At 46.2% G+C, this 14720-nt stretch carries 17 protein-coding genes; 8 read left to right on the forward strand and 9 right to left on the reverse strand.

Features of this window, described 5'->3' with window-relative positions:
* Positions 1–25 precede the first annotated feature (25 nt).
* The 6 genes from lptB to Xsze_RS06610 all read right to left on the reverse strand — a co-directional run bounded on the left by lptB (position 26) and on the right by Xsze_RS06610 (position 4685).
* Positions 26–751, reverse strand: coding sequence for an LPS export ABC transporter ATP-binding protein (gene lptB, locus Xsze_RS06585; RefSeq protein ID WP_038236734.1), 726 nt, complete (start codon positions 749–751; stop codon positions 26–28).
* Positions 752–800: 49 nt separating this feature from the next.
* Positions 801–1355 (reverse strand): lipopolysaccharide ABC transporter substrate-binding protein LptA, encoded by a 555-nt coding sequence (gene lptA, locus Xsze_RS06590; protein WP_038236731.1) that lies wholly within the window; start codon positions 1353–1355, stop codon positions 801–803.
* Positions 1336–1929 carry an LPS export ABC transporter periplasmic protein LptC gene (lptC, locus tag Xsze_RS06595; RefSeq protein ID WP_038236726.1) on the reverse strand — a complete coding sequence of 198 codons (594 nt, stop codon included), beginning with the start codon at positions 1927–1929 and terminating at the stop codon, positions 1336–1338. Before lptC ends, lptA begins: the two co-directional genes overlap by 20 nt.
* A 17-nt stretch (positions 1930–1946) precedes the next feature.
* Positions 1947–2510, reverse strand: a complete 564-nt coding sequence (gene kdsC, locus Xsze_RS06600; protein ID WP_038236723.1) for a 3-deoxy-manno-octulosonate-8-phosphatase KdsC — start codon at positions 2508–2510, stop codon at positions 1947–1949.
* A 181-nt stretch (positions 2511–2691) separates the two neighbouring features.
* Complete coding sequence (kdsD, locus tag Xsze_RS06605; RefSeq protein ID WP_038236885.1) at positions 2692–3660, reverse strand: arabinose-5-phosphate isomerase KdsD; 969 nt, start codon at positions 3658–3660, stop codon at positions 2692–2694.
* Between the two features lie 38 nt (positions 3661–3698).
* Positions 3699–4685 (reverse strand): calcium/sodium antiporter, encoded by a 987-nt coding sequence (locus Xsze_RS06610; RefSeq protein WP_038236720.1) that lies wholly within the window; start codon positions 4683–4685, stop codon positions 3699–3701.
* 240 nt (positions 4686–4925) lie between these two features.
* Between Xsze_RS06610 and mlaF the strand changes: the two genes are divergently transcribed.
* From mlaF to murA, 7 genes are all read left to right on the forward strand, one after another.
* The gene (gene mlaF, locus Xsze_RS06615; RefSeq protein ID WP_038236718.1) at positions 4926–5729 is read left to right on the forward strand and encodes a phospholipid ABC transporter ATP-binding protein MlaF; all 804 of its coding nucleotides are present in this window, start codon (positions 4926–4928) and stop codon (positions 5727–5729) included.
* Between the two features lie 10 nt (positions 5730–5739).
* Positions 5740–6522, forward strand: a complete 783-nt coding sequence (gene mlaE, locus Xsze_RS06620) for a lipid asymmetry maintenance ABC transporter permease subunit MlaE (protein ID WP_038236882.1) — start codon at positions 5740–5742, stop codon at positions 6520–6522.
* 4 nt (positions 6523–6526) lie between these two features.
* The gene (gene mlaD / locus Xsze_RS06625; protein WP_038236716.1) at positions 6527–7048 is read left to right on the forward strand and encodes an outer membrane lipid asymmetry maintenance protein MlaD; all 522 of its coding nucleotides are present in this window, start codon (positions 6527–6529) and stop codon (positions 7046–7048) included.
* A 33-nt stretch (positions 7049–7081) separates the two neighbouring features.
* Positions 7082–7711, forward strand: coding sequence for a phospholipid-binding protein MlaC (gene mlaC, locus Xsze_RS06630; RefSeq protein WP_038236714.1), 630 nt, complete (start codon positions 7082–7084; stop codon positions 7709–7711).
* 1 nt (position 7712) lies between these two features.
* Positions 7713–8051: a lipid asymmetry maintenance protein MlaB gene (gene mlaB, locus Xsze_RS06635; protein WP_038236712.1), complete on the forward strand. Its 339-nt coding sequence runs from the start codon at positions 7713–7715 to the stop codon at positions 8049–8051.
* 132 nt (positions 8052–8183) lie between these two features.
* The gene (ibaG, locus tag Xsze_RS06640) at positions 8184–8438 is read left to right on the forward strand and encodes a BolA family iron metabolism protein IbaG (RefSeq protein ID WP_038236709.1); all 255 of its coding nucleotides are present in this window, start codon (positions 8184–8186) and stop codon (positions 8436–8438) included.
* Between the two features lie 56 nt (positions 8439–8494).
* Positions 8495–9757: a UDP-N-acetylglucosamine 1-carboxyvinyltransferase gene (gene murA, locus Xsze_RS06645; RefSeq protein ID WP_038236706.1), complete on the forward strand. Its 1263-nt coding sequence runs from the start codon at positions 8495–8497 to the stop codon at positions 9755–9757.
* 56 nt (positions 9758–9813) lie between these two features.
* Here the strand turns inward: murA and degS are convergent, their stop codons facing one another.
* From degS to zapG, 3 genes are all read right to left on the reverse strand, one after another.
* Positions 9814–10875 (reverse strand): outer membrane-stress sensor serine endopeptidase DegS, encoded by a 1062-nt coding sequence (degS, locus tag Xsze_RS06650; protein ID WP_038236879.1) that lies wholly within the window; start codon positions 10873–10875, stop codon positions 9814–9816.
* Positions 10876–11280: 405 nt separating this feature from the next.
* Positions 11281–12663 carry a serine endoprotease DegQ gene (degQ, locus tag Xsze_RS06655; RefSeq protein WP_038236704.1) on the reverse strand — a complete coding sequence of 461 codons (1383 nt, stop codon included), beginning with the start codon at positions 12661–12663 and terminating at the stop codon, positions 11281–11283.
* 257 nt (positions 12664–12920) lie between these two features.
* Positions 12921–13319: a Z-ring associated protein ZapG gene (zapG, locus tag Xsze_RS06660; protein ID WP_038236876.1), complete on the reverse strand. Its 399-nt coding sequence runs from the start codon at positions 13317–13319 to the stop codon at positions 12921–12923.
* Positions 13320–13513: 194 nt separating this feature from the next.
* Here zapG and zapE point away from each other — a divergent pair, with 194 nt between their 5' ends.
* Positions 13514–14641, forward strand: a complete 1128-nt coding sequence (gene zapE / locus Xsze_RS06665) for a cell division protein ZapE (protein ID WP_038236701.1) — start codon at positions 13514–13516, stop codon at positions 14639–14641.
* Positions 14642–14720 lie beyond the last annotated feature (79 nt).

The following is a 14720-nucleotide window of genomic DNA, read 5'->3' on the forward strand; positions in this document are numbered from 1 at the left end:
ATTGCGCCTGACAGCAAGATGAGTATTAAAGGCGGAAGCCTTCACCCAGGTAGACGCGTTTAACCTGCTCGTTGTTCAGTATTTCGTCCGGGGTTCCGTGGGCAATCAGGTTGCCTTGACTGACGATATAGGCACGTTCACAGACATCCAGTGTTTCGCGGACATTGTGGTCTGTAATCAAAACCCCCAGACCATAGTCTCTCAGGTGCTGAATGATTTTTTTGATATCCAGTACTGAAATCGGGTCCACACCAGCAAAAGGTTCATCCAACAGGATGAACTTGGGATTGGCCGCCAGAGCACGGGCAATTTCCACGCGGCGACGCTCACCACCAGACAGTGACTGCCCAAGGCTGTCTCGCAAGTGAGAGATGTGAAACTCTTCCATTAATTCTTCTGCACGTATTTTCCGTTGTTCGTTATTGAGATCTTTGCGGATCTCAAGGACAGCCATCAAGTTGTCTAATACGCTCAGGCGACGGAAAATGGACGGCTCCTGCGGCAGGTAACCTATTCCACGGCGGGCCCGTTCATGCAGGGGCAGAAGGCTGATGTCATCTTTATCAATGCTGATTGTGCCTGTATCACGCGGAACAATACCGACTACCATATAGAAAGTCGTTGTTTTACCGGCCCCATTAGGGCCAAGCAAGCCAACAATTTCTCCTGATTCCACTTTCAGGCTGACGTCTTTAACGACTTCACGGCCTTTATAGGCTTTTGCCAGATTTTTTGCGTTTAGTATTGCCATAAATCGCTATTTACTCTTTATTTATGAACATCTTTATTTATGAACATTTTTATTTATGAACATCAGCTTTGTGAGTCCCAGTGTTTTTGGTGTTTGAGTTTTTTTCCTGTAGCTGGGCAGGTAACAGCACCGTCGTCACTCGCTTACCTTTATCACTAAAGGCTTCCATTTGCTGTGTTGGGACCAGATAGGTGATTTTATCGCCCTTGATGTTGCTGTCCAGTTGTTCAAGATAGGCGTTGCCGGCCAGTGTAATCAGCTCTTTATTCATCTCGTAGCGCATTTTTGATGCATGCCCTTTGATGGGTTTGCCGTCATCCTGCAATTGGTAAAACGTAGCAGGGTTGCCGTAGGCTTCAACAATCGTCTTGTTGGCATCCCCGTCAGGGCGGGTTACCACAACTTTATTGGCACGAATATCGATTGAGCCTTGTTTTACGATAACATTATCCGTAAATGTGGCAATGTTTCCCGTTAAATCCAAAGACTGTCTTGCTGAATCGATGGTAATGGGTTTTTGGGTATCATCTTTCAAGGCCAGTACGGGCAGGCTGGCTGCAAATAAGGTACTGGCAATAACGGTATTACGGATTAGGTTGTTCATGTGAAATCTCATATTGAGTGGTCACCTTTTCAATCAATTCAGCAGTTTTTTCTCGCAGATTGCCACGCATTTTCATGCCAACAGATTTTAGACCGATGCCACTGATTGTGACTTTATCATCGGCTGAGACATCTTGTGTCACAAGGTTGACGGTTGCATCATTTGTCATGATGCGTTGCAATTGTGACGTTTTGATTTGGCTGTCCACCCGAACGTTACCGTAGAGATAAAGCATTCTGTCATTGGTAAGTTTGGCTTTATCAGCACGTATTTTCCATGTCGCTGGTGGAGTTTCAGAAACGTTGTCAGGAGCAAACGTTGTTAATACAGGGTTCGTAAACCAAGTGAGTTTCGTTTCTGCATAATTTTTGACATCATCCGCCACCAGTTCGTAAGCCAGTTTACCCTCCGGATCGTAAATAAAGCTGATGGCTTCTTGTGTTTGGTAAGTCGGATGCCCATCCTCTACGATATCGGATGAATCGTCGTCATTGGTATTCGATAAATTCCAGCCGGCTAACGCGAGTACGATCAATGTCAGTATTGCTATCAGCCAGGATTGAAGTTTGCTCATGCTTTTTTCATTTTAATTTATATGGATAACCCTTTGGCATCTTCCAGCTTATTTTGAGCGAAGAGCACCAAATCACAAAGTTCTCTGACTGCGCCACGGCCGCCGGCAATCCGAGTTATGTAGTCTGCTTTTGGTAACAGCAGTGGGTGGGCATCAGCAACTGCAACAGATAATCCCACATTTGCCATCACAGGCCAGTCAATAAGATCATCACCAATATAGGCGACTTGCTCTGGTTTTAGCGCTAGTTTATCCAACAGTTCCTGATACGCCAAAATCTTATCGCTCTGGCCTTGGTAAAGATGTGTAATGCCTAATGTTTCCGCTCGGTTTTCCAGCAGTTTTGCTTTTCTGCCGGTAATGATAGCGACTTCAATGCCGGAGGTGATTAAGCAGCGGATGCCGTAACCATCCCGAACGTTGAATGCTTTCAATTCTTCACCTTCATTGCCCATATAGATCAGGCCATCAGACATCACACCATCAACATCACAAATCAGCAGGCGGATTTTACTGGCTTTTTCGATGACTTTTTTATTAACCGGACCATAACAGGTATCTAAGTGCTCGTTTTGATTCATTAGGTATTCTCTTAAACTTTATAGCCTGCAACGTGTAAATTGCAGTTTTGTCAGCGGCGCCAATTTACCCCGATGACATAACAATCCATATTTTGGGGCATTCACTGCTTGGTTGTTGCGCCGCAATTCGGAAACATTCGAAATAGTGAGTATATCCTATACCCTTTATCTCAAATTTATCTTACACAACTCCTGCCTGCAAAAGGTCGTGCATATGCAATACACCGAGTAATTTGTTGTCTTCTGTCACCAGCAGCGAGGTTATATGCCGTGATTGCATTAAATTTAAAGCCTCAACAGCCAAGGTATTGGCTTTGATGCGAATGCCGCCGGTGGTCATGACATCAGAGATTTTGGCATTGTTTAAATCAATACCCATGTCGAATACACGGCGCAAATCACCATCGGTAAAAATCCCATCAATTTGCATGTCATCGCCGCAGATCACCGTCATGCCCAGCTTTTTGCGGGTGATTTCCAACAAAGCCTCACGCAGTGTTGCCGTAAGGGGAACGCAGGGGATGTCATCTCCGGTGTTCATTAAATCACTGACCAACAAGAGAAGCTTGCGCCCAAGTGTTCCGCCGGGATGAGAGAGCGCGAAATCTTCGGCAGTAAATCCCCTTGCCTGCAAAAGTGCAATTGCCAAGGCATCACCCATCACGAGAGTCGCGGTTGTGCTGGTGGTGGGGGCAAGTCCCAATGGACAGGCTTCTTGTGGGGTTTGAATGCATAAATGGATATCTGCGGCTTGCCCCATACTACTGCGGAAATTGTTTGTCATGCAGATTAACGGCACTTTCTGGCGCTTGAGGATGGGAATCAAGGCCAGAATTTCATTCGATTCACCGGAGTTAGAAATTGCCAGCACGATATCTTTCGATGTCACCATCCCGAGGTCGCCATGGCTGGCCTCACCCGGATGAACAAAGAAAGAGGGAGTGCCGGTGCTGGCAAATGTCGCGGCAATCTTTCGCCCGATATGACCGGATTTTCCCATTCCCATTACAATGACTCTTCCCTCACAGCCAAACATGAGTTCACAGGCCCGGCTGAAATCGTCATTGATATACTGCTCCAGACTGGTCAGTCCTTCTAGTTCGATATGCAATACTGTCTTGCCTGCTTGCTGAAAATCGATTTTAGGCATTTCTACTTTCACTTTTTTCCCTCTCAATCGGTAATGATTCAATACCGTAATCCAGTACCGTAATAATTAGAAACAAAAAGTACGACAAAATAAGCGATAAAACAGCCTAGCAATAGGATACCGTTCAATCGGTTCAATCGGTGTTTTTTCCCCAGACAGAAGACGGTGAAGAGCAAACTTGCCGCCATCATGACCCAAAAATCACGGGAAAAAGCATCTGATGAAATGGTGCTCGGGGAAAGAATAGCCGGAACACCCAGTACGAGAGTGGCATTAAACACATTTGAGCCAATGATATTACCCATTGCCATATCATTCTCACCTTTTATGGCGGCGGCAATGGCGGTGGCGAGTTCCGGCAGGCTGGTTCCCACAGCCAGGATTGTCAGCCCAATGACTAATTCGCTGATCCCATAAATTCGTGCAATGACGGCGGCGTTATCAATGACCATCCGGGTGGAGATGGGCAAAATAATCAACCCCAGGACGACCCAGAGAAGTGCGATGCCTCTATTCCCTTCGACAGGGAGTTCTGAGGTTTGTTCCTGAGTATAAATATCAACGCCATCGCGCTGAGACAAGGTGGCCATTTTTAGGATCAAGACAATAAACAAGAGCGCGGAAAAGGATAGCAAAATTCCGTCGAGGCGGCTCAGGTTGTTGTCCGACAGCAAATATCCTGCCAGGGAGGTTATAAGCAGCATCAAGGGGACTTCCCGGCGCAAGATATCTGATCTTACGGTGAGTGGCCTGATAAACGCCGCCGCTCCCGTAATTAATAATAGGTTGGTAATGTTGGAGCCAATTGCATTGCCCACAGCCATATCCGGTAATCCATCCAGGGTTGCGGTGACAGATACCATTAATTCCGGCAGGGAAGTGCCTATTCCCATAATGACCAGCCCGATGATAAATGAGGGAATTTTCAGGGAGCGGGCAAAAACCGCAGCACCATAAACTAATCGGTCGGAAGCATACACCAGTAAAATCAACCCGGTAATGAGCAATACAATAGTCAGAAACATAGCGTGTGCCTTAAATGAAATTTATTCCGAGCTTAATGCTAATGATGGTTGATTTTTAAACATGAAATGTTTTATTCAGTTAGACTTATACATTCTGACGGCCGAGAGATAAAAAGTAAAATTTGTCATAATTTTACTGGCGAAAATGAGGCGTTTTTTTTGTAGTATGCACTATTGTTTATGTAATTTTATAAATATCTTAGTGAAGACAGTTCTATTAACGGTTAGGGGCTATCAATAATGAGTCAACAAACAGCAAATCTCATTGAGATATGCGGAATGCATTTTACCCGAGGACAGCGCCCAATTTTTTCTGATATCAATTTGACTGTTCCGAGAGGAAAAATAACTGCCATTATGGGGCCTTCTGGCATAGGAAAAACAACGCTCCTGCGTTTGATTGGCGGGCAAATCCGTCCTGAGCGCGGTGAGATCTGGTTTGATGGCGATAATATTCCGGCATTGTCCCGTCATAATCTTTATGCTGCCCGCAAGAAAATGAGCATGTTATTTCAGTCTGGTGCGTTGTTTACCGATTTGAATGTTTTTGACAATGTGGCCTTTCCGTTGCGTGAACATACTCAGTTGCCAGAAGCGTTGATTCACACGACAGTCATGATGAAGCTGGAAGCGGTGGGATTGCGTGGCGCGGCATATCTCATGCCATCGGAACTCTCTGGGGGGATGGCAAGGCGGGCAGCCTTGGCGAGGGCTATTGCTCTTGATCCGGACTTAATCATGTTTGATGAGCCATTTGTTGGTCAGGACCCCATCACAATGGGCGTTCTGGTGAAGTTGATCGATGAACTAAATCATGCGCTTGGTGTTACCTGTGTTGTGGTTTCCCACGACGTGCCTGAAGTTTTGAGTATTGCTGATTATGCTTATATTGTAGCTGAACGCAAAGTCATCGCTGAAGGGACACCAGAGCAATTGAAAATGAATCAGGACCAACGGGTACGGCAGTTTCTTGATGGTATTGCTGATGGGCCTGTTCCTTTCCGGTTCCCTGCTGGGGATTACAAAACAGAGTTATTAGGATAATGGAATGTTGATGTTAACACGGGCATTGGCAGCAATGGGCAGGCGAATGATTGAAGTCACGGCTTCATTCGGTCGTGCTGGTTTCATGCTGTTCAATGCGATCATTGGTAAGCCAGAACCAGCCAAACAATGGGGACTGCTGCGTCAGCAGCTTTATAGTGTCGGTGTTCAGTCACTTCTGATCATCGTGGTTTCCGGGCTGTTTATTGGTATGGTCCTTGCGTTGCAGGGCTATCTGGTTTTGACCACATTTAGTGCAGAGGGCAGCCTCGGCATGATGGTGGCATTATCATTGTTGCGTGAGCTGGGGCCAGTGGTAACGGCGCTGTTGTTTGCCGGGCGTGCGGGCTCAGCCCTGACGGCAGAAATCGGTTTGATGAAAGCGACAGAGCAAATTTCCAGTCTGGAAATGATGGCGGTTGATCCCTTGCGTCGCGTTATTGCTCCTCGTTTCTGGGCCGGATTTATTAGTATGCCGTTGCTGTCACTGATCTTTGTCGCTGTTGGGATTATTGGCGGTGCAATGGTGGGTGTCGATTGGAAAGGCATTGATGGCGGCTTTTTCTGGTCATCCATGCAATCTGCGGTGGACTGGCAAAAAGATCTGCTCAACTGTTTTCTGAAGAGCGTTGTGTTTGCCTTCACAGTGACGTGGATTGCACTGTTTAACGGCTATGATGCTATCCCAACATCGGAAGGGATAAGCAGGGCGACGACGCGCACGGTAGTCCATGCGTCGTTGGCGGTATTGGGTTTGGATTTTGTGCTGACAGCACTGATGTTTGGGAACTAAGTCGATGCAAAGCAAGAAGAATGAAATTTGGGTAGGGGCCTTTGTTTTGATTGCGTTGGCGGCAATCATTTTCTTATGCCTGAAAGTGGCGGATATTCGCTCTTTCGGCAATCAGCCAACTTACCGCCTGTATGCCTCATTTAGCAATATCGGTAGCTTGAAAGTGCGCTCACCCGTGAAAGTCGGTGGAGTCGTGATTGGCCGGGTGGGGAAAATCTGGCTGGATAAAAAAGCAAATTACACACCGAAAGTGGAACTGGATATTTTTACGCAATACGACGACATTCCAAATAGCAGTGTACTCTCCATCCGGACTTCGGGGCTGTTGGGTGAGCAATATCTTGCACTGGAAATTGGACCTAGCGGTGAGGAATTGGGTATTTCTACGATGAAAGATGGCGATAGCTTCGAAAGAACGAATTCTGCCTTGGTACTTGAAGATTTGATTGGTCAGTTCTTGTATAAGGATAAGGGTGGCAGTGAAAATCAGGATAAACCCACTTCTGCACCTGGGCAAGCACATTAGCCGGTCATTCACTATTTAGGAGAAATAACACTTATGTTTAAACGATTACTCATGGTTGCATTACTGGTGGTTGCACCATTGGCCAGCGCTGCGGATCAAACCAACCCTTATGCATTGATGAAAGATGCAGCGGAAAAAACCTTTACCCGCTTGAAGAATGAACAACCCCAGATACAGGCAAATCCAGAAGTCCTGCGCCAGATTGTGCGCGAAGAGTTGTTGCCTTTTGTGCAGGTAAAATATGCAGGCGCGTTGGTTTTGGGGCCTTATTACAAAGATGCGACACCAGAGCAGCGTGACGCTTATTTCAAGGCGTTTGAAACCTATCTGGAGCAGGCATATGGTCAGGCTTTGGCAATGTACCATGGTCAAAACTACCAAATTGCACCAGAACAGCCACTGGATAACAAAACCATGGTTGTCATCCGCGTTACCATTACTGACCCCAATGGGCAGCCACCGGTTCGTCTGGATTTCCAATGGCGTAAAAACACCAAGACAGGCCATTGGCAGGCTTATGACATGATTGCTGAAGGCATAAGCATGATCACAACCAAGCAAAATGAATGGGCAGATATTCTGCGTCAGAAAGGTGTTACTGGCTTGACTGAACAATTGGCTATCAGTGCAAAGGCACCGATTACCCTGGAAAAGAAAAAGTGATATGGAAAAAGGACGAGTTGATAGCAAAGTCGCTGATAACGAAACAGTAAGCTGGGAAAAATCGGGCAGCACATTGTTTCTGAAAGGTACACTGGATCGCGACAGCCTGCTCCCGCTTTGGCAACAAAAAAGCAGTGCATTGGCAGAAGTCGATGATATCAATGTGTCTCAGCTTGTTCATGTGGACTCTACCGGAGTCGCCTTGTTTGTCCATTTGAAAGAACAGCAACAACAAAGTGGCAAAACATTGCGTTTTTCTGGTGTGGGAGAACGTCTTAAGACATTGATAACCTTGTATGGCTTACAAAGTCTTCTTGATGATCACCATTCTGTAGCCTAGTTCTTCCCGACAATACTCATCGCCCTTGTAAGCTATCGTCTTACAAGGGCGTTTTTCTTGGTTTAAGAGTCGACTGGATTCCATTAGGATAGGCGACTACTATTATTTTCTAACGACGAGTGTGAGCTATTTATGGATACTGAAGAAATTAAAAAAGTACTACTGGAAAGCTTGAAGCTTGATGAAGTTATCGTTAGCGGCGATGGCAGTCATTTTCAAGTTATTGTTGTTGGCGAAATTTTCGATGGCCTGAGCCGGGTCAAACAACAACAGACTATCTATGCTCCTCTGATGGAATACATTGCTGATAACCGTATTCATGCGTTATCAATCAAAGCCTATACTCCTGCGCAGTGGTTGCGTGACCGTAAGCTTCAAGGACTGTGAAACGTTTTCCTTGCAGCGGACAGCACACTTTGAACTAAATAAGAGAATCATAACAGATGGATAAATTTCGTGTGAAAGGGCCTACTTGCCTGTCGGGAGAAGTTACGATTTCCGGGGCAAAAAATGCCGCATTACCAATTATGTTCGCCGCATTGCTGGCAGAAGAGCCTGTCGAATTACAAAATGTACCTAAACTGAAAGACATTGAAACGACGATTAAGTTGCTCAATCGTTTGGGGACAAAGGTAGAACGTAATGGTTCTGTGTTTGTTGATGCCAGTGGTGTCAACGAATATTGCGCTCCTTATGAATTAGTCAAAACGATGCGGGCTTCCATCTGGGCATTGGGGCCACTGGTGGCACGCTTTGGTCAGGGACAGGTTTCTTTGCCGGGAGGGTGTGCAATTGGTGCGCGTCCTGTCGATCTCCATATTTCCGGATTGGAGCAACTTGGCGCGAAAATTGTGCTGGATGAAGGTTATGTCAAAGCTTCTGTCGAGGGCCGTCTGAAAGGCGCTAACATCGTTATGGATAAAGTCAGTGTAGGTGCGACGGTCACTATTATGACTGCGGCAACACTGGCAGAAGGCACAACTATCATTGAAAATGCGGCACGTGAGCCTGAGATCGAAGATACGGCCAATTTCCTCAATACCTTGGGGGCAAAAATTAAAGGTGCCGGATCAGATCGCATTATCATTGAAGGTGTTGAACGCTTGGGAGGGGGTGTCCATCGTATTCTTCCCGATCGTATAGAAACAGGCACTTTCTTGGTGGCTGCTGCGATTTCCCGTGGCAAAGTGATTTGTCACCACGCTAAACCAGATACGCTGGATGCAGTTTTAGCCAAACTGCGTGAAGCAGGTGCTGATATCAAGGTTGGAGAGGATTGGGTGAGCCTTGATATGCATGGCCAGCGTCCTAAGGCTGTGACATTCCGTACTGCCCCACATCCGGGATTTCCGACCGATATGCAGGCTCAGTTCAGTTTGTTGAATATGGTTGCTGAAGGAGCTGGCATGATCACGGAAACAATTTTTGAAAATCGATTCATGCACATCCCTGAATTGATCCGCATGGGTGGACGAGCTGAAATTGAAAGCAATACAGTCTTGTGCCACGGTGTTGAAAAATTATCGGGTGCTCAGGTGATGGCGACTGATTTGCGCGCTTCTGCAAGTTTAGTATTGGCGGGTTGTATTGCAGAAGGTACGACAGTGGTAGATCGCATTTATCATATTGATCGGGGCTATGAGCATATCGAAGATAAGTTGCTCGGTCTAGGGGCCAATATTGAACGTATCAAAACAACAGGTTAATCAATAGAATGCATTGTTTTCTCGCCTATAAAGGGCGAGAAAACAGAGTGCTAACCTCAATAACCATCAAATTCATCAATCGTGACCTCTAATGTCAGGGTCATGCCATCATCACGCAGCACAGTTACAGGCACAACACTTCCCGGGTGTATTTCGGCAACTCTGTCCATTGTTTCAACAGGAGAAATGGCAGGTTGATGATTGACGCTGGTAATAATATCCCCGACTTTAATGCCCGCTTTTTCGGCAGGACCTCCCGGAGCAACCTGAAAAACGCGCAGGCCCTGAATCTGGTTGATATTGCTGCCTGAGGAGCGGATATGGGGTAATTCTCTGGCGGTGATGCCGATATATCCTCTGATGACTCTCCCGTCGCGGATGAGTTTATGCATGATGGTTGTGGCCAGTTTTGCGGGAATGGCAAAACCCAGCCCTTCAGGGGTTGTACCGAATTCCGATTTATCAAATGTCAATGTATTGATCCCGACCAGCTCCCCTAATGTATTCACTAATGCTCCCCCGGAATTACCCTGATTGATGGAGGCATCAGTTTGCAAGAAATTCTGGCGACGGGTCGGGCTAAGGCCAACGCGGCCGGTTGCACTGATTATCCCTTGCGTAATGGTTTGCCCCAAATTGTATGGGTTACCGATGGCCAATACCACGTCTCCTACATGAGCAACCCGTTTAGGGTTGATTGGGATAACAGGCAGGTTTGCGGCGTTGATTCTCAGGACCGCCAAATCGGTAGGGCCATCGGAGCCGACCAGGAGTGCATCATAAAAACGCCCGTCTTGCAGCGCGACAATAACAGAACCTGCTTTATTGATGACATGTTTATTCGTAAGAATATAGCCCCGTTCACTCATGATGACGCCCGAGCCTAAAGGATGAAGTTCCCGGCTTTCATGGGAAAAACTTCCCATGCTGCTGCTGTAAATATTAACAACGGCAGGCGCAGCCCGGCGGACAGCCTGACTGTAACTGTAAATCTCATCATTGCTGTTATTGCTCAAGAGGTTTTTGACGCTGGCAGGGCGCAAGGAAGGGATAGCTATCAGCAAGATGGCTGCAATCAATAAACCTATCAATACAGAGCGCAATAACTTGATCAACATGGCATTAACTAGTAATAAGTGATTGAAAAAACGAATAATATATAAATAAAAATACATATACCCGCTGTTTTTCAAGCCGCGGCTTCGTTTGCTAAATCAGCTCCCCAAATAATGCCTTGGGGAGCTATTTCTTTTCGATATATCCCCTTTGTCTTTCAAGTTGCCTCTTTGTTGGCTGAGCCGATCACCGTTTTTATGAATAGACGGTTATCTATGCTTTCGGGGATGGCTGAGAGGCTCCTGCCCCTTGACCTCTGGCCGGGCAAATTCGTTCCTGACGAATTTGTCACTCTCTTGCCGCTGCGATGCAACTTGAAATCCATTGGGTATACCTGAAATCGGAATAACCAGAAATCTATAGCGCACAAATCGCGTTTTACCTGCAACGGATCATGGGGCTACGGATCAATTACTGCGTATCAGCAGATAAACATTATCATTGCCACGTAAAACGTTCAGTGCGACAACAGAAGGTTTCTTTTCAATGACATTGCGCAGTTCATTGATATTTCGTACCCGAACATTGTTGGCAGCAATAATCAAATCATTCTTCTGTAAACCGGACATTGCCGCAGGAGAGTTCTGGGCAATTGAATCAACTTTGATTCCCTGTGCATTGTTCACTGTCGCATTGCTCAGTGTTGCGCCCTGTAGAGCACTGCTCAATTTCTCTGCTTGGGTTGATGACTCTTCACTGTTATCCAATACGACGCTCACTTCAATGGGCTTTCCTTTGCGCAGCAGGCCGATTTTGATCTCTTTTCCTGGCACGGTTGTGCCGATCTTCGCTCTCAGTTCAGCAAAGCTACCGATTTTTTTGCCATCAAAGGAAACAAGGACATCGCCGGATTTAATGCCTGCTTTAGCCGCAGCTGATTTAGGAATAACCTCGCTGACAAACGCACCTTGCTGTGCATCAATATTGAGTGCATGGGCAATATCTGCGTTCATTTCAGTCCCTTTAATACCGAGTATGCCGCGTTTGACTTCCCCGTTATCAATGAGCTGTGAGGCAAGACTCTTCGCCATGTTACTCGGGATAGCAAAGCCAATACCGACGTTACCGCCACCCGGTGCAATAATAGCGGTGTTGATGCCGATGAGCTCCCCGTTCAGGTTAATCAATGCACCACCGGAGTTACCGCGGTTAATGGAGGCATCGGTCTGGATAAAGTTTTCCAGTCCTTCCAGATTCAAACCGCTGCGGCCCAGAGCAGAGATGATCCCGGAGGTGACCGTTTGCCCGAGTCCAAATGGGTTGCCAATGGCGACAGCATAGTCCCCAACGCGCAATTGATCTGAGTTCGCAAATTTAATTGCGGTCAGGTTCTTGGCATTTTTTAGTTGTAAAAGCGCAATGTCAGTCTGGGGATCCCGCCCAAGAAGGGTTGCTGTATATTCTCGGCCGTCGTTTAATTGAACGAATATTTTACTCGCATTATCAATGACATGGTTATTGGTCAGTACATAACCTTTATTGGCATCAATAATAACCCCAGAGCCTAACCCTTTGAATGGGCGGCTTTGCTGCTGCTGTTGAGGAAAGGAAGGCCCGAAGAAGAATTGAAAATCTTCCGGTAGTTGAAGTTGTTGCGTTTGAACCTCAGTACCTGAAACATGCACGGTGACAACAGAAGGAAGCACTTTTTCCAGCATGGGGGCGAGACTGGGTAATCCTTGAGAGGCCATTGCAGCGGGTAAAGCCGCATGACTTACCATTGGAACAGAGGATAACGAGAGTCCAAGACTGATAGCAAGTGCATTGAGCAATGTATATTTTTTTTTCATTGAATACGTTCTCTTAATACCTAGGCCAAAAGGAAATTGTACTCATGAAACCTACCCGTCAGGGAGTTCGGTTCTCCCGTAAGCTGCACTTGGCTGGATAGGTTCCGAGCATAATAGTTTCGGTGTTGTTATGACTATGCATTATTTAGTAAAGTTCACTAGTTAATGTAGCTTTGACAAACTTTTTACAGGTATTTACTTGAATTCACGTTCAGTATGCCGTGGCGTTCATTAATGAAATTGCCACGGCAAGCGATTTATTGTTTCTGGTCTTGAATGGGGCGGAACAGACCCGAAGCACCTTCAGAATAATCGCGTGGAGGTGTTTCCGTCGTTGCTGGACTTTTTTCAACTTCATTCAAACGATAATTGAAGGGATTATCTTGTAATGGCATATTCGGCATGAGTTCGTTGGAACTTTTAGCCATATGCTGATACAGCTGGCGATAGTCACGTGCCATATTGTCCAGTAACTCAGCACTGCGGGCGAAATGGCTGACCAGTTCTTTGCGGTATTCTTCTAACTCCGTCCGGTTTTTTTCCAATTCAGCCTGCAATGCATTTTGTTGACGTAACTTTGAACTGCCGAAACGGACAGCCAACGCGCCGATGATAAAACCAATGATTAATCCGATCAGTGCATATTCCCAAGTCATGGCAACTCCTTTAGTAACATCATTGTTCTGCAATATCATTACTATCACTATAACCGTTAATTTAGTCAGAGTGGAACATTGATTATTATTTAATTAATTTATATACCACTTAACGTGTTAATTTTATACAGGTTTGCAAAGATAGGCAGTTAATTATTTGCTGAAAATAAAAAATTTTAAGGATCATCACTTCCATGTCATTGATTACACCTTCATCTCTCTATCAATCTGCGTTATCCGATGGTCAGTATCAACCTGACGAGGTGCAGCGCAATACCGTTGCCCGTCTGGATGTTATTCACCGTGAGCTGATGAATGCCGCTGCTTCCCCCTCTCAGAAATCTGGCGGCCTGAAAGGCATGTTGACGAAATTATTGGGGCGGGGGGCTTCTGAAAAATGTGTGCCAGTCTGTGGGCTTTATATGTGGGGTGGCGTCGGGAGGGGGAAAACGTGGCTGATGGATATGTTTTACCACAGCCTGCCCACGGAGCGAAAACTGCGCCTTCATTTTCACCGCTTTATGTTGCGGGTTCATGAAGAGCTTACTGAGCTGCAAGGACATGCGAACCCTCTGGAAGTGGTGGCTGATGGTTTTAAGGCACAGACCGATATCGTGTGCTTCGATGAGTTTTTTGTTTCTGACATCACGGATGCCATGATCTTAGGTACGTTGCTGGAAGCGTTATTTGCGAGAGGCATATCACTGGTGGCAACGTCCAATATTCCGCCGGATGAACTGTATCGGAACGGATTGCAGCGTGCCCGATTCCTGCCTGCCATTGAACAAATCAAAAAATATTGCGATATCATGAACGTGGATGCGGGAATTGATTATCGATTGCGGACACTCACACAAGCCAATCTCTATCTGGCGCCGTTGACGGAAGGGAATCGACAGGAAATGCATCAGATGTTCCTGCGCCTGGCGGGGCAGGAAGGGAAACGGGAACCGGTGCTGGAGATTAATCATCGTAACATGCGGGCCATCAGAAGTGTCGATGGTGTATTGGCAATCCATTTTAAAACGCTGTGCGAAGATCCTCGCAGCCAGCTGGATTACATTGCCTTATCCAAACTTTATCATTCGGTTTTGTTGCATGATGTCCCTGTCATGACGGCAAAGGATGAAAGTGCAGCACGGCGTTTCCTAACTTTGGTTGACGAATTTTATGAGCGGCAAGTGAAACTTATCATCAATGCAGAAGTCCCGATGGCACAGATTTATCAGGGCGAATTGCTCACGTTTGAATATCGGCGTTGCCTGTCCCGGTTGCAGGAAATGCAGAGTGAAGAGTATCTTAAACTACCGCACTTACCCTGATCTATTTATTCCCGGTGAATGAAGGCAATATCAACTGATGGGATAATTATTGAATTTGGGGTCGATTTTTTATCATGAC

The sequence above is a fragment of the Xenorhabdus szentirmaii DSM 16338 genome (genome assembly GCF_002632585.1).
GTDB lineage: Bacteria > Pseudomonadota > Gammaproteobacteria > Enterobacterales > Enterobacteriaceae > Xenorhabdus > Xenorhabdus szentirmaii.